Genomic DNA, 13,792 nt, shown 5'->3' with positions numbered 1-13,792 from the left:
GGTCTGAGCGGGTAGGGCGCCGTCCCCATCGCCCGGGACGCGGCGGGGCGGGCCGGGGCAGGCCTGGGCGGGCTGCGGGTCGGGCGACGGCCCGACGGCGGCTCAGACCAGGAAGCGGCGGCGGCCCGAGGGCTCGCTCAGGCCCGGCCGAGCCCGTGCAGCACCAGCGCGACGGCCGCGTCGGCGATCTCCTCGGGGCTCTCGGTCGCACAGCCGCCACGTCCCCCGGCCGCGGCCTGCTCGGCCCGGCGGGTCGCCGCTTCGACGACGCCCTGCACCAGGGCCGCGGCGAGCCGGGGCTGCTCGTGGCCGAGGTCCTCCAACGTCCGCCCGACCAGACCGGCCAGCCGGCCGTGCGCCGACCTGATCCGCTCGCGCGCGGCCTCGTCGAGCTCCAGGGCCGAGATCGCCACGACCGCGCGGTGCCGAGGGTCGGCGGCCAGCGCCAGTTGGCCCCGGACGTAGGCCTCGATCCGCTCGACGGCGGTGTCGCAGCTCTCCATCCCGGCCTCGATCTCGGCCGCCCAGAGCGGGAAGTCCACCTCGCAGAGCGCCTCGACCACGGCGGCGCGGGAGCGGAAGTACTCGTAGACCGAGGAGCGCGCCAGCCCGGTGCGCGCCGCGAGCGCGGGGAAGGTCAGCGCCTCCATACCGCCCTCGGTGAGCAGGATGCGGGCAGCATCGAGGAGGGCTGCCCGCTGGAGCTGGCGATGCTCGGCCACCGTGGCCGCTCGGATCTTCGGCACGCTCCCACTGTACGGAGCCCTACTTGCGGCCGATACGGCGCCGCGCATCAGCCGACCGACTCACGGGCGGCCGGCTGCCGACGGCAGGCTCCCGACGACAGGCTCCCGAGGGCAGGCTCACGCGGGTCGGAAGTCCCGACGCCCTATCGGATGTCCGACAGCTTGGCGCGCAGTTGGAGGACGGACTTGGTGTGGATCTGACTCACCCGGCTCTCCGTCACCCCCAGCACCTGTCCGATCTCGGCGAGGGTGAGCCCCTCGTAGTAGTAGAGCGTCACCACCGTCTTCTCCCGCTCGGGGAGGGTGTTCACCGCCTGGGCCAGCAGTCGGCGCAGCTCCCTGTCCTCGGCCACCTCGACCGGGTTGTCCGCGCCGTGGTCCTCCAGGGTGTCCATCAGGCTCAGCCGGTCGCCGCCCTCCCCCACCGGGTGGAGCAGTTCGTCCAGTGCCACCACGTTGGCGAGCGACAGCTGGCTGAAGATGGCGTGCAGGTCCTCGATCGCGATGCCCATCTCGGCCGCGACCTCGGGCTCGTGCGGTGTCCGGCGCAGCCGGGCCTCCAGCGTGGCGTACGTCCGCTCGACCGCCTTCGCCTTCTGCCGCACCGAGCGCGGGATCCAGTCCAGGGCGCGCAGCTCGTCGATGATCGCACCGCGGATGCGGCTGATCGCGTAGGTCTCGAACTTGATGGCGCGGTCGATGTCGAACTTCTCGATCGCGTCGATCAGCCCGAAGACCCCCGAGGAGACGAAGTCCGCCTGCTCGACGTTGGAGGGCAGCCCGACCCCGACCCGCCCCGCGACGTACTTGACGAGCGGTGAGTAGTGCAGGATCAGCTGCTCCCGCAGCCGCTGGTCTCCGGTCACCTTGTAGGAGCGCCAGAGGTCCTCCAGCGCGGTGCGCCCCTGGGCCGCACCCTCCCGGGTGTCCTGCCCGTGGTCGCCGGCCGTCGCCCGCCCCCGGCGGAGCGGGGACACCGGCGAACCGAACGAAGGGGAGGCGGCGCCCGGGGCTCGGGAGGCGGCGCCCGAGACCGGCGCGTTTCCGTTCGGCGCGGGCGCACCAGCCACGCCCGCGCCGGGGGGCACGCCGGCGGGCGCGGTGGCGGGCGCTTCGACGCTGTCGGCGGGGTCGCCGCCCTGCGCCGCCTCAGCACCCCGAGCCGCATCCGCGGGCTGGCCTGGCACCACCGTCGACCGACCGCCCTGGCGTGACAGGCCTCCCATCGTCCCCGCCGACTTGGCCGGGAAGTCGGGCGCGGGGCGCCGCTCGGTCCGCGGCACTCCCGAGGACCGAGTGCCACCGGTCACCCTGTGTCCGGGAATGTGTGTGGGCATGCGTGGGTCTGCGCCGTTCTGCCGAGTCATGTGCTGATAGGGAAGGCATGTGGAGCGTAGCGTGACCGACTCACTGCGAAGCGCTACCGCCACTCGGTCGTCCCCCGATCCGGTGGCGATGGGGCCCCGGATCCGGGCAACGAGTGGAAGAACCGGATCAGCAGGTCAGCCGAGCGGCTCCGATGCGCGTTCCCCCGGCGCGAAGGTGTTCTCCGTTCCGGCGCCCTCACCTCCTCCGCACCACGCGCCAGTGCGCGCCGTGCCGCTCCACGAAACCGAGCGAGCCCAACTCGTAGAGCCGTTGTAGTACTTCGTCCGGCGGGAGTCCGGACTGCCGGGCCAGTCGCTCGACCGGTGCGCCCTCAGCCGTCGCGGGCACGGCCTCCAGCACCCGGGCCACCACCGGCTCCAGCAGGTCGCGCGGGAGCACCGGGCCGCTGCGCTGCGGTGCCAGGTCGTCCCCGATCGCCCCGATCAGGTCGGTGATCTCGGCCGCGTCGGTGACCAGGGTGGCGCCGCCGCTGCGGATCAGGGCGTGCACCCCGGCGGAGAGCTCCGAGGTCACCGGGCCGGCCACGCCCATGGTGTGGCGGTTGAGGTCCCGCGCCCGTCTGGCCGTGCTCAGGGCCCCGCTGCGCACCGCCGCCTCGACCACCACCGTGCCCCTGGTGAGCGCCGCGATGACCCGGTTGCGCAGTACGAAGCGGAAGCGGTTCGGGTGCTCCCCGGGAGGGAGTTCGCTGATCAGCAGGCCCTGAACGCCGATCCGCCGGATCAGTTCGGTGTTGCCCCTGGGATAGGCCACGTCGACTCCGCAGGCGAGCACGGCCGCGGTCATCCCGCCGACCGCGAGCGCCCCGCGGTGCGCGGCCGCGTCGATCCCGTAGGCCGCGCCGGAGATCACCACCCAGCCGCGCTCAGCCAGTTGGGCCGCCAACTCCCCCGCGACGTGGGCGCCGTAGGCCGTGCAGGCCCGGGAACCCACCATCGCGACCGAGCGGAGCGCGAGCAGCCGCAGCGAGCCGGTGCCCGTCACCCAGAGCCCGACCGGACGCCCGTCGCCCAGATCGTCCAGTTGACTGGGCCATTCCGTGTCCCCCGGAATGATGAACCGCCCACCGGCGTCCCGTACCCGTTTCAGGTCCAGCCGCGGATCCAGCCCCGGGAGCCGCGCCTGGTATCCCGCCAGCCGGGTGGAGTCCAGCCCGGGGTGGTCCGGCACCGTTCCGTCCCTGATCGCCTGGACCACCTCGACGGCGGGGAGCTGGGCGAGCCACCGGCCCACCACGGCGTCCCCCGGTTCGCTGAGCCGGCCGAGCAGCACCCGGGCGAGGCGCTCGGGATCGGGCTCGACGCTGGCCTCGGCAACGGTCTCGGCCTCGGCCTCGGCAACGGTCTTGGTCTCGGTCTCGGTCTCGGTCTCGGTCTCGGTCTCGACCGCACCGAGGATGCGGGGTTGCCCCGACAGCCGGTTCATGCCTCACCCTCCGGGATCTCGTGCTGCTCCTGGCGGACCTCGGGCTTCTTGGATCTGCCACCGCCCGGACCGCCGCGTTGCGCCGGGATGCCGCCGAGCCGGCCGAAGACCCGTTCGGCCAGCGGCAGTCCTTGCTCCACCCCGGTGCGCAGGACCAGGGCGGTGCGCACGTCCCGCTGGTCCGGTCGGTCGCGCCCGGCGAGGTCGGCGACCGTCCAGGCGACCCTGAGCACCCGGTCCAGGCCCCGGGCCGTCAACAGCCCGCGCTCCAACTGCCGCGCGACATCGTTGAGCGCTCCGGACGCGAGCGGCCAGCGGGTGCGCAGTTCATGGCCCGGCACCTCCGCGTTGGTCCGCCACGGGGTGTTCGCCAGCCGGGCCGCCGCCCGTTCCCGCGCGGCCAGCACCCGGGCCGCGACGGTCTCGGTGGTCTCCGCCGTGGTGTCCCGTTCCATGAGTTCGGCCCTGGTCACCGGGGCCACCTGGACCTGGAGGTCGACCCGGTCCAGCAGCGGCCCGGAGAGCCGCCCCTGGTAGCGGCTGACCATGGCCGGGGTGCACTCGCAGCCCTCGCCCCGCCGGGAGTACCGGCCGCACGGACAGGGGTTGGCCGCCAGGCAGAGGAGGAAGCGGGCCGGGAGCCGCAGCGATCCGGCCGAGCGGGCGATCACCACCTCGCCCGACTCCAGGGGCTGGCGCAGCGCGTCGAGCACCCGGACCGGGAACTCCGGCGCCTCGTCCAGGAAGAGCACCCCCCGGTGGGCCAGCGAGACCGCTCCCGGTCTCGGCAGGCCGCTGCCGCCGCCGACGATCGCCGGCATCGTCGTGGAGTGGTGCGGAGCGCAGTAGGGCGCTGTGTCGATCAGGGGGCGCCCGGCCGGGAGCAGGCCCGCCACCGAGTGGACGGCGGTGACCTCCAGCGCCTCCTTCTGGGTCAGCGGCGGGAGCAGCGCGGGCAGCCGCTCGGCCAGCATCGTCTTGCCCGCGCCCGGCGGCCCCTTCAGGTAGAGGTGGTGTCCACCGGCGGCGGCGATCTCCAGGGCTCGCCGGGCCTCGTACTGGCCCGCCACATCGGCCATGTCCAGCCGGGCGGCCCTGTCGTCGGGCAGGCCCCGCACCCCCGCGGCGGGCAGCATCAGGCCGGCCATCAGCGGATCCGGGCGGCCGCCGATCGGGTCGGGCGGCTCCTCCGGTGCCGCCGCTCCGGTCAGGTCCGCGATGAGCTGGCGCAGACTGCGGACTCCGATCACCGTCACCCCGGGGACGAGTGAGGCCTCGGGTGCGGTCTGCTCGGCGACCACGACCCGCTCGTACCCGGCGTCGGCGGCGGCCAGCACCGACGGCAGGACCCCTCGGACCGGCCGCACCCGGCCGTCCAGCCCCAGCTCGCCGATGATCAGCAGGTCGGCGATGGCGGAGGGGTCGAGCCGCTCGGCGGCGGCCAGCACGGCGCAGGCCACCGCGAGGTCGAAGCCGCTGCCGCTCTTGGGCACCGAAGCGGGGCTCAGGCCGACCGTCAGCTTGCGCTGCGGCCAGGCCTCGCCGCTGTTCACCACGGCGGCGCGGACCCGGTCCCGGGCTTCGGTGAGTGCCTTGTCGGGCAGGCCGACCAGGGTGAACGCGGCCACCCCGGGCTCCAGATCGGCCTGGACCTCGACGATCACTCCGTCGACGCCGACCAGCGCGACGGAACAGGTGCGGGCGAAAGCCATCTCAGACCACCCCCCGCAGGTGGTCGACCAGGGCCGCACCCCGCGCCCGGTTGACCACCGCGACCAGGTCGATCCGCACCCCGCCCGGTGGAGCGGGTGGCCATTGCGGATCGCTGGGCCCCGGGTCGTAGCCGGGGCCGGCCAGCCGGGCGAAGTGGCCGGGCCAGCGCTCGGCCATCCAGCGTTCGGCGAGGCGTTGCAGCCGGGCGGCCTTGGTCTGGTCGATGGCCTCGGTGGGCTGCTGGAAACCCCGCTCGGAGCGGGTCTTCACCTCGCAGACCGCCACGGTGTCGCCGTCGAGGGCGACGATGTCCAGCTCGCCCTCGACGCAGCGCCAGTTGCGGTCGAGGATGCGGAGCCCGGCCTCCGTGAGTCGGCGGGCGGCGACCCGCTCCCCGTAGCGGCCGAGCCCGGTCCTGGTGCTGCGGTCCGGGGTCGCCCGCGAGGCCTCCCCGGCTGCGGCCGTGTCCGGTACGGCCTGGTCCTGCACGACGGTGTGCTGCATGGTGACCACCTCCGCCGAGGAGGCTGCACCAATGTTCGCGACGGGGCCCGGGAATTCCCTTTTCCTGTGGATAACTCGGACCTGTGGATAACTTTTGTCACCCGCAGGGGTGAGAAGACCCGTTCCCGCGAAATTCGGCTGGACAACGCGGGACGGAGTCGTCCAACGTCAGTTCCCGAAGCCGGACTCGTCCGAGGGCAGCTCCAGGTCGCTCTTCGCGAGTTCCTCGATGTTCACGTCCTTGAAGGTCAGCACCCGGACCTTGCGGACGAACCGGGCCGGCCGGTACATGTCCCAGACCCACGCATCCGCCATCGACACCTCGAAGAACACCTCGCCCTGGACCGAGTGCACCTGCAACTCGTAGTCGTTGGTGAGGTAGAACCGTCGCTCGGTCTCGATCACGTACTTGAACAGGCCGACGACGTCCCGGTACTCCCGGTAGAGCTTGAGCTCCATCTCGGTCTCGTACTTCTCGAGATCTTCGGCACTCATCCAGGCGTCCCCTCAACTTGTCGCGTCCACCCATTGTGGACCACCACACCCACGGTCAGAGCCGTACCGGATCCACCGGCGGGCCCTCGGCCAGCAGTCGTTCCAGGAAGTCCGCCAGGCCGACCGGATAGACCGTCTCGGTGGTCCCCCTCAGTTCCTCGACCGTCCACCAGCGCGCCCCGAGCAGCTGGGCGTGCTCGTCCTCGCCCATGCCCGAGTGGTCCAGCCCCGTCTCCGTGGTCCGGGCCAGGTGGAACCACTGTTCCTGCTCGTAGCGCCGTCCCCGAAAGGAGAACGACACCGTGCCGTACCCCACCAAGGGCCCCAGGTCCACACCTCGCAGGCCGGTCTCCTCGGCGAGCTCCCGCTCCGCGGCCTCGCGCACGTCCTCGCCCGCTTCCAAGCCGCCCCCGGGCGTGATCCACCACGTCTCTCCCGGGTCGGCCGGATCGGCGCCCCGGAAGAGGAGGATGCGGTCCAGCCCGTCCAGCAGCAGGATCCGCGCCGCCTTGCGACGCTGTGCTGTCATGGCGGCCCTCCACGCTCCTTCGGTTCGCATCGGTGGCGCTACCGATCCTGCCACCCGACGCGGTCGTCCGGGGCGATGTTCGGCAGAGCGGCCCGCCCGGCGACGCGCCCGTTCAGGAACTGCGCCCCCGGAACCGGCGGGCCAGGCCCGCCACCCCGCCCACCGCCGAGGTCGCGACGATCAGCACCGCCCCCGCGACGCCGGCGTAGGCGGCCGGCCCCAGCGGACCGGGCCGCGACGCGTTCGGTCCCGCGAGGCCGTCGAAGTCGGTGACCCGGTCGAGCAGGCCCATCCGGCCGAAGGGCAGCACGGTGGCCTCGACCCTGGCCTCGACGGCCTCGGCCGGGACACTCCCGCCGTCCACCTCCAGGTGGGTGCGGGAGTCGAGCGAGCCCAACCGGTTGTCGCCGAGCAGGAACAGCCGGCCCTGCGGCACCGTCACGCTGAACGAAGCGCCCTGGCGGCCCTGCGCCGCGAGGTAGGGCTCGTTCACCGGCTGTCCGTTGACCGTCAGCCGGTACTCGGGCCCGGCGGTGGTGGCGACGGTGTCCCCGCCGACCGCGACCACCCGCTTGACCATGAGCTCGCCGCCCCAGGCCTGGTCCCGGAAGACCACCACGTCGCCCCGCCCGATGCCGCTGCCGTCGACCTTGCGCGCGAGCACGGTGTCCCCGGCGCGCAGCGTCGGGTGCATCGAGGCGGTGGGGATGTTGTACGGCCGGTAGTCGATCGCGATGAGGGCGAAGCCGCCGATCATCAGCACCAGCCCGAGTGCCAGCGCGACGCCCTGCAGCACCGCGGCGGGCCGGCTGCCACGGGCGGGTGCGGCCGGCCGACCGGCCGCCTGCTCCACGACACTGCTCATCGACACCGTCCACCTCTGGCCGACCGGAGAACACCACTGGCACGCCGGAGGCACTGGCGGAAAAACCGACGGGCCGTGGCACGTCCGAGCAGATTACTCGTCGGTACCACGGCCCGCGCAAGAGTCGGCGACAACCCGGTGGAACACGGTCCGGTGGGACTCAGGACTCCTGGCGGCGCTCCGCCCGGCCCCGCACCCGGCGCACCAGCGGAAGAAGGGCGACAGCCCCCACCGCACCGGCCACGGGGGGCGCCAGCGGCGCGGCCGCCGCCAGGCCCTTCTGGTCGAAGGTGTTCGGCACCGGCAGCGTGGACCAGTGGTTGATCGGCCAGGCCACCACGAAGGCGCGCCCGATCACGTTGTCCACCGGGACGGTGCCCCCGCCCGGCTGGTCCATGTGGAAGCGGGAGTCCAGCGAGTTGGCGCGGTGGTCGCCCATCACCCAGATCCGGTCCTTGGGCACCTTGACCGGCCCGAAGGGGTGATCACCGCAGGGGGTGTTGCCCTGGTAGACGTACGGCTCGTCGAGCGCGACGCCGTTGACCTTGACCGGCCCTTCGCCCTCGCACTCGACGGTGTCCCCGCCGACCGCGATGACCCGCTTGATCAGGTCCTTCTCGTTGGCGGAGGGCATCAGGCCGACGAAGCTCAGGACGTCCTGCACACCGCGGAGGAAGGAGTTGCTGCTCTGCTGGGTGGGCTCGTCGTTCAGCCAGCCGCCCGGGTCGTGGAACACCACGACCTCGCCGCGCTCGGGCTCGGCCCCGAACCACGGGGTCAGCTTGTCCACCAGGACGCGGTCGCCGACCTGCAACGTGTTCTGCATCGATTCCGACGGAATGGAGAACGCTTGGACGAAGAAGGTCTTGATCACCAGTGCGAGGACCAGCGCGATGCCGACCAGGATCGGCAGTTCCTTCCAGAACGAGCGCTGCTTGCGCGGCTTGGGCGCGGTCTGGGACTCCGTCCCGTCCGCGGGTTCGGGCTCCGCGTGCGAGGAGCCCGACGGGTCCTCCGACCCAGCGCCGCTCCGACCGTCAGCGCTCTGGGCCGCCGCGTCCTCAGCCGAGGCCGCGGAGGCCGCGGACCCGGCGGACCGGTCCGCCCGACGGCCTGGGCCCTCGGGCTCTCCGGCGCCCGAGCGGGCGCCGATCACCAAATCCCCCACAACGTCTCCTCCCTGCTGTGCGGACGCCCGCGCGCCCGCGCTCAGAGTGCCGCACAGCGGGCACCACGCTCACCATGACCATGAACGCCTCAGGGCTGCCCAGCGCGGACTCCCCTGACACCACCACAGCCTCGGCCCGCGACCGGAACCACTCCCGGCCGCACCTGCACTTCTCTATCACTCCAAGGCATCCGGCTCACGGTCCCACACGCGCGGCCCGGCCGGGCCGAGGTCGGCGCGGCTCACTCCGGAGGCCGCCCCGACCGGCGAACGACGAGCGGAAGGATGCCCAACACCCCCATAACGAGCGGGGGTTCCACAGGAACCGGCCCAACCGGCACCGGTTCCACGCCAGTTCCGTCGACCTGCGGCGCCCTGGCGAGCGAGGAGAGTGAACTCGGAGCATCGAGTTGATGGAAGCGGTCCAGCGGCCAGGCGACCACGAACGCCCGGCCGACCACGTCGCTCACCGGAATCGTCCCCTGTCCCGGATTGCCCATGTGGAAACGGGAGTCGGCGGAGACGTCCCGGTGGTCACCCATGACCCACAACCGCCCTTGCGGCACCTGGACCTTGAAGGTCTGTCGGGAGGGCGGGTTGCCGGGCGAGAGGTAGGACTCGTCCACCGGACGGCCGTTGACGCTGAGACGCCCCTGTGCGTCGCAGCACTCGACGGTGTCCCCGCCGACGCCGATCACCCGCTTGATGAGGTCCTGTTCGTTGTCGGAGGGCAGCAGTCCGACGAAGGTCAGCACCTGCTTGGCCGCCCCCAGCACCGGGCCGTCCTGGGACGGCTTGCGGTCGTGCTCCAACCAGCCGCCCGGATCCTTGAACACCACCACGTCGCCGCGCTGCGGCTCACTGCCGAACCAGGGAGTCAGCTTGTCCACCAGCACCCGGTCCCCGATCCGGATGGTCTGCTCCATCGAACCGGAGGGGATCACGAACACCTGGATCATGAAGGTCTTCATCACCAGCGCCACCACCAGGGCCACCAGGATGATCAGCGGCACCTCGCGCACCAGCGAGCGCCTACGCCGACGGGCCGCCTTTCGGGCACTGCGCCGACGGGCGGCCCGACCGCGCCCCGAGGGTCCCCCGCTGTTCGCATCGCTCGTCGGCCCACCACCAGCCGGCCCACCACCAGCCGGGCGGACGCCTTCCCCACGAGTGCCTTCCGTCAGCGCGCCTCCCACCCGGGCGCCTTCCACCCGGGGAGTGGCCGCGCCGCCGTCCTCCGGTCCCCCGGTGGCCGGACGGTCGGCGAGCCGTCCCCTACCTCTGGCCCCCATGACCGCCCGTCCCCGCAGTGGCGGCGAAGGCCGCGGGCCGGTCGATGCCGGTCCAGCGCGAGAAGGGATAGACCACCCAGTCCGCCCGGCCGATCACCTTCTCCTCGGGCACGAAGCCGCCACCGGGCTCGCCGAGGTGGTCGCGGGAGTCCCGGGAGGCGCTGCGGTGGTCGCCCATCACCCACAGCTCACCGGCCGGCACGACCACGTCGAAGGCCACGCTCGACGGCTCGTCGCCCGGGGACAGGTAGGAGGCCTCGTCGATCGGCACGCCGTTGACGGTGATCGGTGCGCCCGGGCCTGTGCTGGCCACCCGGTCCCCACCGACGCCGATCACCCGCTTGACGTAGATGGTGTCGCCGGCGGGGGCCAGCCCGAGGTCCCGGGCGAACGAGCGCAGGCCGTCCCAGAAGCCCTCCGGCTTCACCGGTTCCGGAACGAAGGAGCCGGTTCCGTCGAAGACCACGACGTCGCCCCGCTGGGGGTGGCCCCCGAAGGCGTAGGCGAGCTGGTTGGCGACCAGCCGGTCACCGGGACGCAGCGTGTCCTCCATCGACCCGGAGGGCACCGAGAACGGGCGCGCGACGAAGGCGTTCACCAGCAGGAGGGCCGCCAGACAGATCCCGACCAACAGCAGCAGGTCCCACGAGCGCGAGCGCCCGGCTTCCTCGTCCTGGTCGTCCGGTCCCTCTTCGGCGGAGCGGTCGGCCTCCTGCGGGCCCTCGCCCGGTTCCGAGCCGTCCTGCTCCGCAGTGACCCGCTCTGGAGTGACCTGCTCCGGAGCAACCTGCTCCGAGTCGCCCGCCGGACCTACCTGCGCCGCGTCGGCCCCCTCCGGCCCACTGGCCCGCTCCGAGGCACCGGTCCACTCCCGGGCACTGGTCCGCTCCCGGGCACCGGTCCGCTCCGCCGCACCTGCGGACACCTCGGCGACCCCGATGCCGATGCCCTCGGAAACGACCGCGGACCGCGTCGGCGAACCCGCACCGGTGGGTGCGGGACTGCCGTCGCGGTCCGCGGATGGTTCATGCGTGCTCATCGGGGGGTGAGCTTACCTTGCGGTCGTTCGGCCCCCTCGGAGCGTTCCGATCCCCCGGCCAGGCCGGAGGACGGTGGATCAGCGGTCGCGCTTCTCCTTGATCTTCGCGGCCTTGCCGCGGAGGTCACGCAGGTAGTACAGCTTGGCGCGGCGAACCGCACCGCGGGTCACGACCTCGATCTTCTCGACGACCGGGGTGTGCACCGGGAAGGTGCGCTCCACGCCGACGTTGAAGCTGACCTTGCGAACGGTGAAGGTCTCGCCGACACCGGCGCCGTGGCGACGGATGACGACGCCCTGGAAGACCTGGACACGGGAGCGGTTGCCCTCGATGACCCGGACGTGGACCTTCAGGGTGTCACCGGCGCGGAAGGCCGGGATGTCGGTACGCAGCGAGGCCGCGTCGACAGCAGCGAGCTTGTTGCTCATGTTGCTCTCCATCGCAGGCGCCACGGGCCGCCCACGGAAAATCGTCACAATGGGGTCTGCTGCGGGCCGCATCGGCTGACGGCGATCCCCCCGTGGCGGGGGCGCCGGTCCACGTGCCCCCTACGGAAGGGAACCAGCGACAGACAGCAGCCGCCTATTCTTCCACATCAGCGGTCGCGGACCGAAATCGGCCGAGCTTCTCGTCCCAGACCAGGCCGAGGGTGCTCAGCGCCTCCCGCTCCTTCTTGTCGAAGGCGCCGTACTGCCAGCGCTCGACCAGGTCCGGCCGGTTCGCCAGGGTCCGGGCGAAGGCCTGCTCGCGCCGCCAGCGGGCGATCTTGCCGTGGTTGCCGCTGAGCAGCACCTCCGGCACCGTCCGGCCGCGCCACTCGGCGGGCTTGGTGTAGACCGGGCCCTCCAGCAGGTCGGCCATCGCTCCCGGCGCGAAGGAGTCGTCGCGGTGGGACTCGGCGTTGCCGAGCACCCCGGGCAGCAGCCGGGCGATCGCCTCGACCATCACCAGCACCGCGACCTCGCCACCGGCCAACACGTAGTCGCCGATCGAGGCCTCGACCACCGGCATCCGGGTGGCCGCCTCCTCGATCACCCGGCGGTCGATGCCCTCGTACCGCGCGGGGGTGAAGGCCAGCCAGGGGCGCTCGGCCAGCTCCTGGGCCAGCTCCTGGGTGAACGGACGTCCGCTCGGAGTCGGCACGACCAGCGTGGGCAGCTGCCCCTCGGGGCCGCCGGCGATCACCGCGTCCAGCGCCTCGCCCCACGGTTCGGGCTTCATCACCATGCCGGGGCCACCCCCGTACGGGCTGTCGTCCACCGTGCGGTGCACGTCATGGGTCCAGGTGCGCAGGTCGTGGACGTGCACGTCCAGCTGGCCGCGGGCACGGGCCTTGCCGACCAGCGAGATGTCCAGCGGCTCCAGGTACTCGGGGAAGATCGTGACGACGTCGATCCGCATGCCGCTCTGCACACCACCCGACGCGACGCCGGCTCCGGCCCCGACACCGGCACGACCTTCGGCAACCTCCTCGGCGGCCTCCGTGCCCACGACGCGCCCCTCGGCGGCCTCTCCGCCCCCGAGACGGCCCTCGACGCCCTCCTGGCCGGTCACTCCGACTCCTCCGAACCCTCGGCGGACTCAGCGGACTCAGCGGACTCAACCGACCCGACGGGCCCGGCCGACCCGACGGGCCCGGCCGACTCGGCGGGCTCGGCCGAGGACGTCCCCGCGACCTCCGCCTGCTCCGGGTCGATCAGCCCGGCCGGCGGGGTGATCACGGCGCGCTGGTTCTCCAGGTCGACGGTCGGCACGATCTGGCTGACGAAGGGCACCAGCACCTCCGTCCCGTCGGCCTTCTTGACCGTGAGCAGGTCCTGGTACGGCAGGTGGACGACCTCGGTCAGCTCGCCGACCAGGGTGCCGTCCAGCAGCACCACCTCCAGCCCGATCAGCTGGTGGTCGTAGTACTCCTCCGGGTCGTCGGGGCGCTCCTCCGGGTCGACCTCGGAGATCAGCAGGGTGCCGCGCAGGGCCTCGGCCGCGTTGCGGTCCTTGACGCCGGCGAAGCGCAGCAGCAGCCGGCCGCTGTGCACCCGGCCGGACTCGACGGTCAGCGGTCCCGCCGACGCGGGGTCGGTGAGCAGGACGGCACCAGGGCCGAGCCGGAGTTCCGGCTCGTCGGTGCGGACCTCGACACTGACGTCCCCCCTGATGCCGTGGGCACGGCCGATCCTGCCGACGACGAGCTGCACGGTGATCGTTCTCCTGGAGTTCCTGAACCGATACGAAAAGCGACGGGCTGCGAAGCGCTGATGCGACGGGGCACCGGCTGCGACGAAGCGGTGGCGCGTGGGAGATGCGGACGGAAATGCGAAAGGCCGACCGGGACGACATGCGTCCCGGTCGGCCTCACAAGCCCTGACGGCTGAACGAACAGCAGCGTCAGCGGATGTTGTCCACGTCGACCAGGTCGACCCGGACGTTGCGACCGCCGAGGGCGCCGACCACGGTGCGCAGCGCGCGCGCCGTACGGCCGCCCCGGCCGATCACCTTGCCGAGGTCATCGGGGTGCACTCGCACCTCGATGGTGTTGCCCCGACGCAGGTTGCGCGAGCGCACCTGTACCTCGTCGGGGTGCTCGACGATGCCCTTCACCAGGTGGTCGAGGGCGTCCTCGATCATG

Annotated in this window: 14 protein-coding genes and 1 pseudogene; all 15 read right to left on the bottom strand. The window is 72.6% G+C overall.

From position 1 onward, the window contains the following. Window positions 1-137: 137 nt before the first annotated feature. The 15 genes and pseudogenes from ACZ55U_RS23990 to ACZ55U_RS23920 all read right to left on the bottom strand — a co-directional run bounded on the left by ACZ55U_RS23990 (window position 138) and on the right by ACZ55U_RS23920 (window position 13,791). Window positions 138-722, bottom strand: coding sequence for a TetR/AcrR family transcriptional regulator (locus ACZ55U_RS23990; protein ID WP_465528811.1), 585 nt, complete (start codon window positions 720-722; stop codon window positions 138-140). 167 nt (window positions 723-889) lie between these two features. Continuing rightward, window positions 890-1,662 (bottom strand): annotated as a pseudogene (gene whiG / locus ACZ55U_RS23985) (RNA polymerase sigma factor WhiG). 647 nt (window positions 1,663-2,309) lie between these two features. Beyond that, window positions 2,310-3,560: a DNA-processing protein DprA gene (gene dprA, locus ACZ55U_RS23980; protein WP_465528765.1), complete on the bottom strand. Its 1,251-nt coding sequence runs from the start codon at window positions 3,558-3,560 to the stop codon at window positions 2,310-2,312. Beyond that, a complete protein-coding gene (locus tag ACZ55U_RS23975) occupies window positions 3,557-5,272 on the bottom strand; it encodes a YifB family Mg chelatase-like AAA ATPase (RefSeq protein WP_465528763.1) in 1,716 nt (571 codons plus the stop codon). Before ACZ55U_RS23975 ends, dprA begins: the two co-directional genes overlap by 4 nt. Before the next feature lies 1 nt (window position 5,273). Continuing rightward, window positions 5,274-5,777: a YraN family protein gene (locus ACZ55U_RS23970; RefSeq protein WP_465528761.1), complete on the bottom strand. Its 504-nt coding sequence runs from the start codon at window positions 5,775-5,777 to the stop codon at window positions 5,274-5,276. Between the two features lie 168 nt (window positions 5,778-5,945). After that, window positions 5,946-6,272, bottom strand: a complete 327-nt coding sequence (locus tag ACZ55U_RS23965) for a DUF2469 domain-containing protein (RefSeq protein ID WP_030056781.1) — start codon at window positions 6,270-6,272, stop codon at window positions 5,946-5,948. Window positions 6,273-6,327: 55 nt separating this feature from the next. Then, a complete protein-coding gene (locus ACZ55U_RS23960; RefSeq protein ID WP_465528759.1) occupies window positions 6,328-6,801 on the bottom strand; it encodes an NUDIX hydrolase in 474 nt (157 codons plus the stop codon). 112 nt (window positions 6,802-6,913) lie between these two features. Continuing rightward, the gene (gene lepB, locus ACZ55U_RS23955; RefSeq protein WP_465528758.1) at window positions 6,914-7,666 is read right to left on the bottom strand and encodes a signal peptidase I; all 753 of its coding nucleotides are present in this window, start codon (window positions 7,664-7,666) and stop codon (window positions 6,914-6,916) included. A gap of 160 nt (window positions 7,667-7,826) precedes the next feature. Then, complete coding sequence (gene lepB / locus ACZ55U_RS23950; protein ID WP_465528757.1) at window positions 7,827-8,834, bottom strand: signal peptidase I; 1,008 nt, start codon at window positions 8,832-8,834, stop codon at window positions 7,827-7,829. A gap of 242 nt (window positions 8,835-9,076) precedes the next feature. Next, window positions 9,077-9,856: a signal peptidase I gene (gene lepB / locus ACZ55U_RS23945; protein WP_465528755.1), complete on the bottom strand. Its 780-nt coding sequence runs from the start codon at window positions 9,854-9,856 to the stop codon at window positions 9,077-9,079. Window positions 9,857-10,109: 253 nt separating this feature from the next. Then, on the bottom strand, window positions 10,110-11,165 hold the full coding sequence (gene lepB / locus ACZ55U_RS23940; RefSeq protein WP_465528754.1) for a signal peptidase I: 1,056 nt from the start codon (window positions 11,163-11,165) through the stop codon (window positions 10,110-10,112). Between the two features lie 78 nt (window positions 11,166-11,243). Continuing rightward, window positions 11,244-11,594, bottom strand: coding sequence for a 50S ribosomal protein L19 (rplS, locus tag ACZ55U_RS23935; protein ID WP_030243502.1), 351 nt, complete (start codon window positions 11,592-11,594; stop codon window positions 11,244-11,246). Window positions 11,595-11,748: 154 nt separating this feature from the next. Continuing rightward, window positions 11,749-12,567: a tRNA (guanosine(37)-N1)-methyltransferase TrmD gene (gene trmD, locus ACZ55U_RS23930; protein ID WP_465528809.1), complete on the bottom strand. Its 819-nt coding sequence runs from the start codon at window positions 12,565-12,567 to the stop codon at window positions 11,749-11,751. Window positions 12,568-12,716: 149 nt separating this feature from the next. Beyond that, entirely contained in the window at window positions 12,717-13,361 is a 645-nt protein-coding gene (gene rimM, locus ACZ55U_RS23925; protein ID WP_465528753.1) for a ribosome maturation factor RimM, read from the bottom strand. A gap of 190 nt (window positions 13,362-13,551) precedes the next feature. Next, a complete protein-coding gene (locus ACZ55U_RS23920; protein WP_030056773.1) occupies window positions 13,552-13,791 on the bottom strand; it encodes an RNA-binding protein in 240 nt (79 codons plus the stop codon). Between the last annotated feature and the right edge of the window lies 1 nt (window position 13,792).

The organism is Kitasatospora sp. NPDC034533 (genome assembly GCF_055575155.1).
The sequence above is the reverse complement of the archived record's forward strand: the minus strand, read 5'-3'. Positions and strand labels throughout refer to the sequence as shown.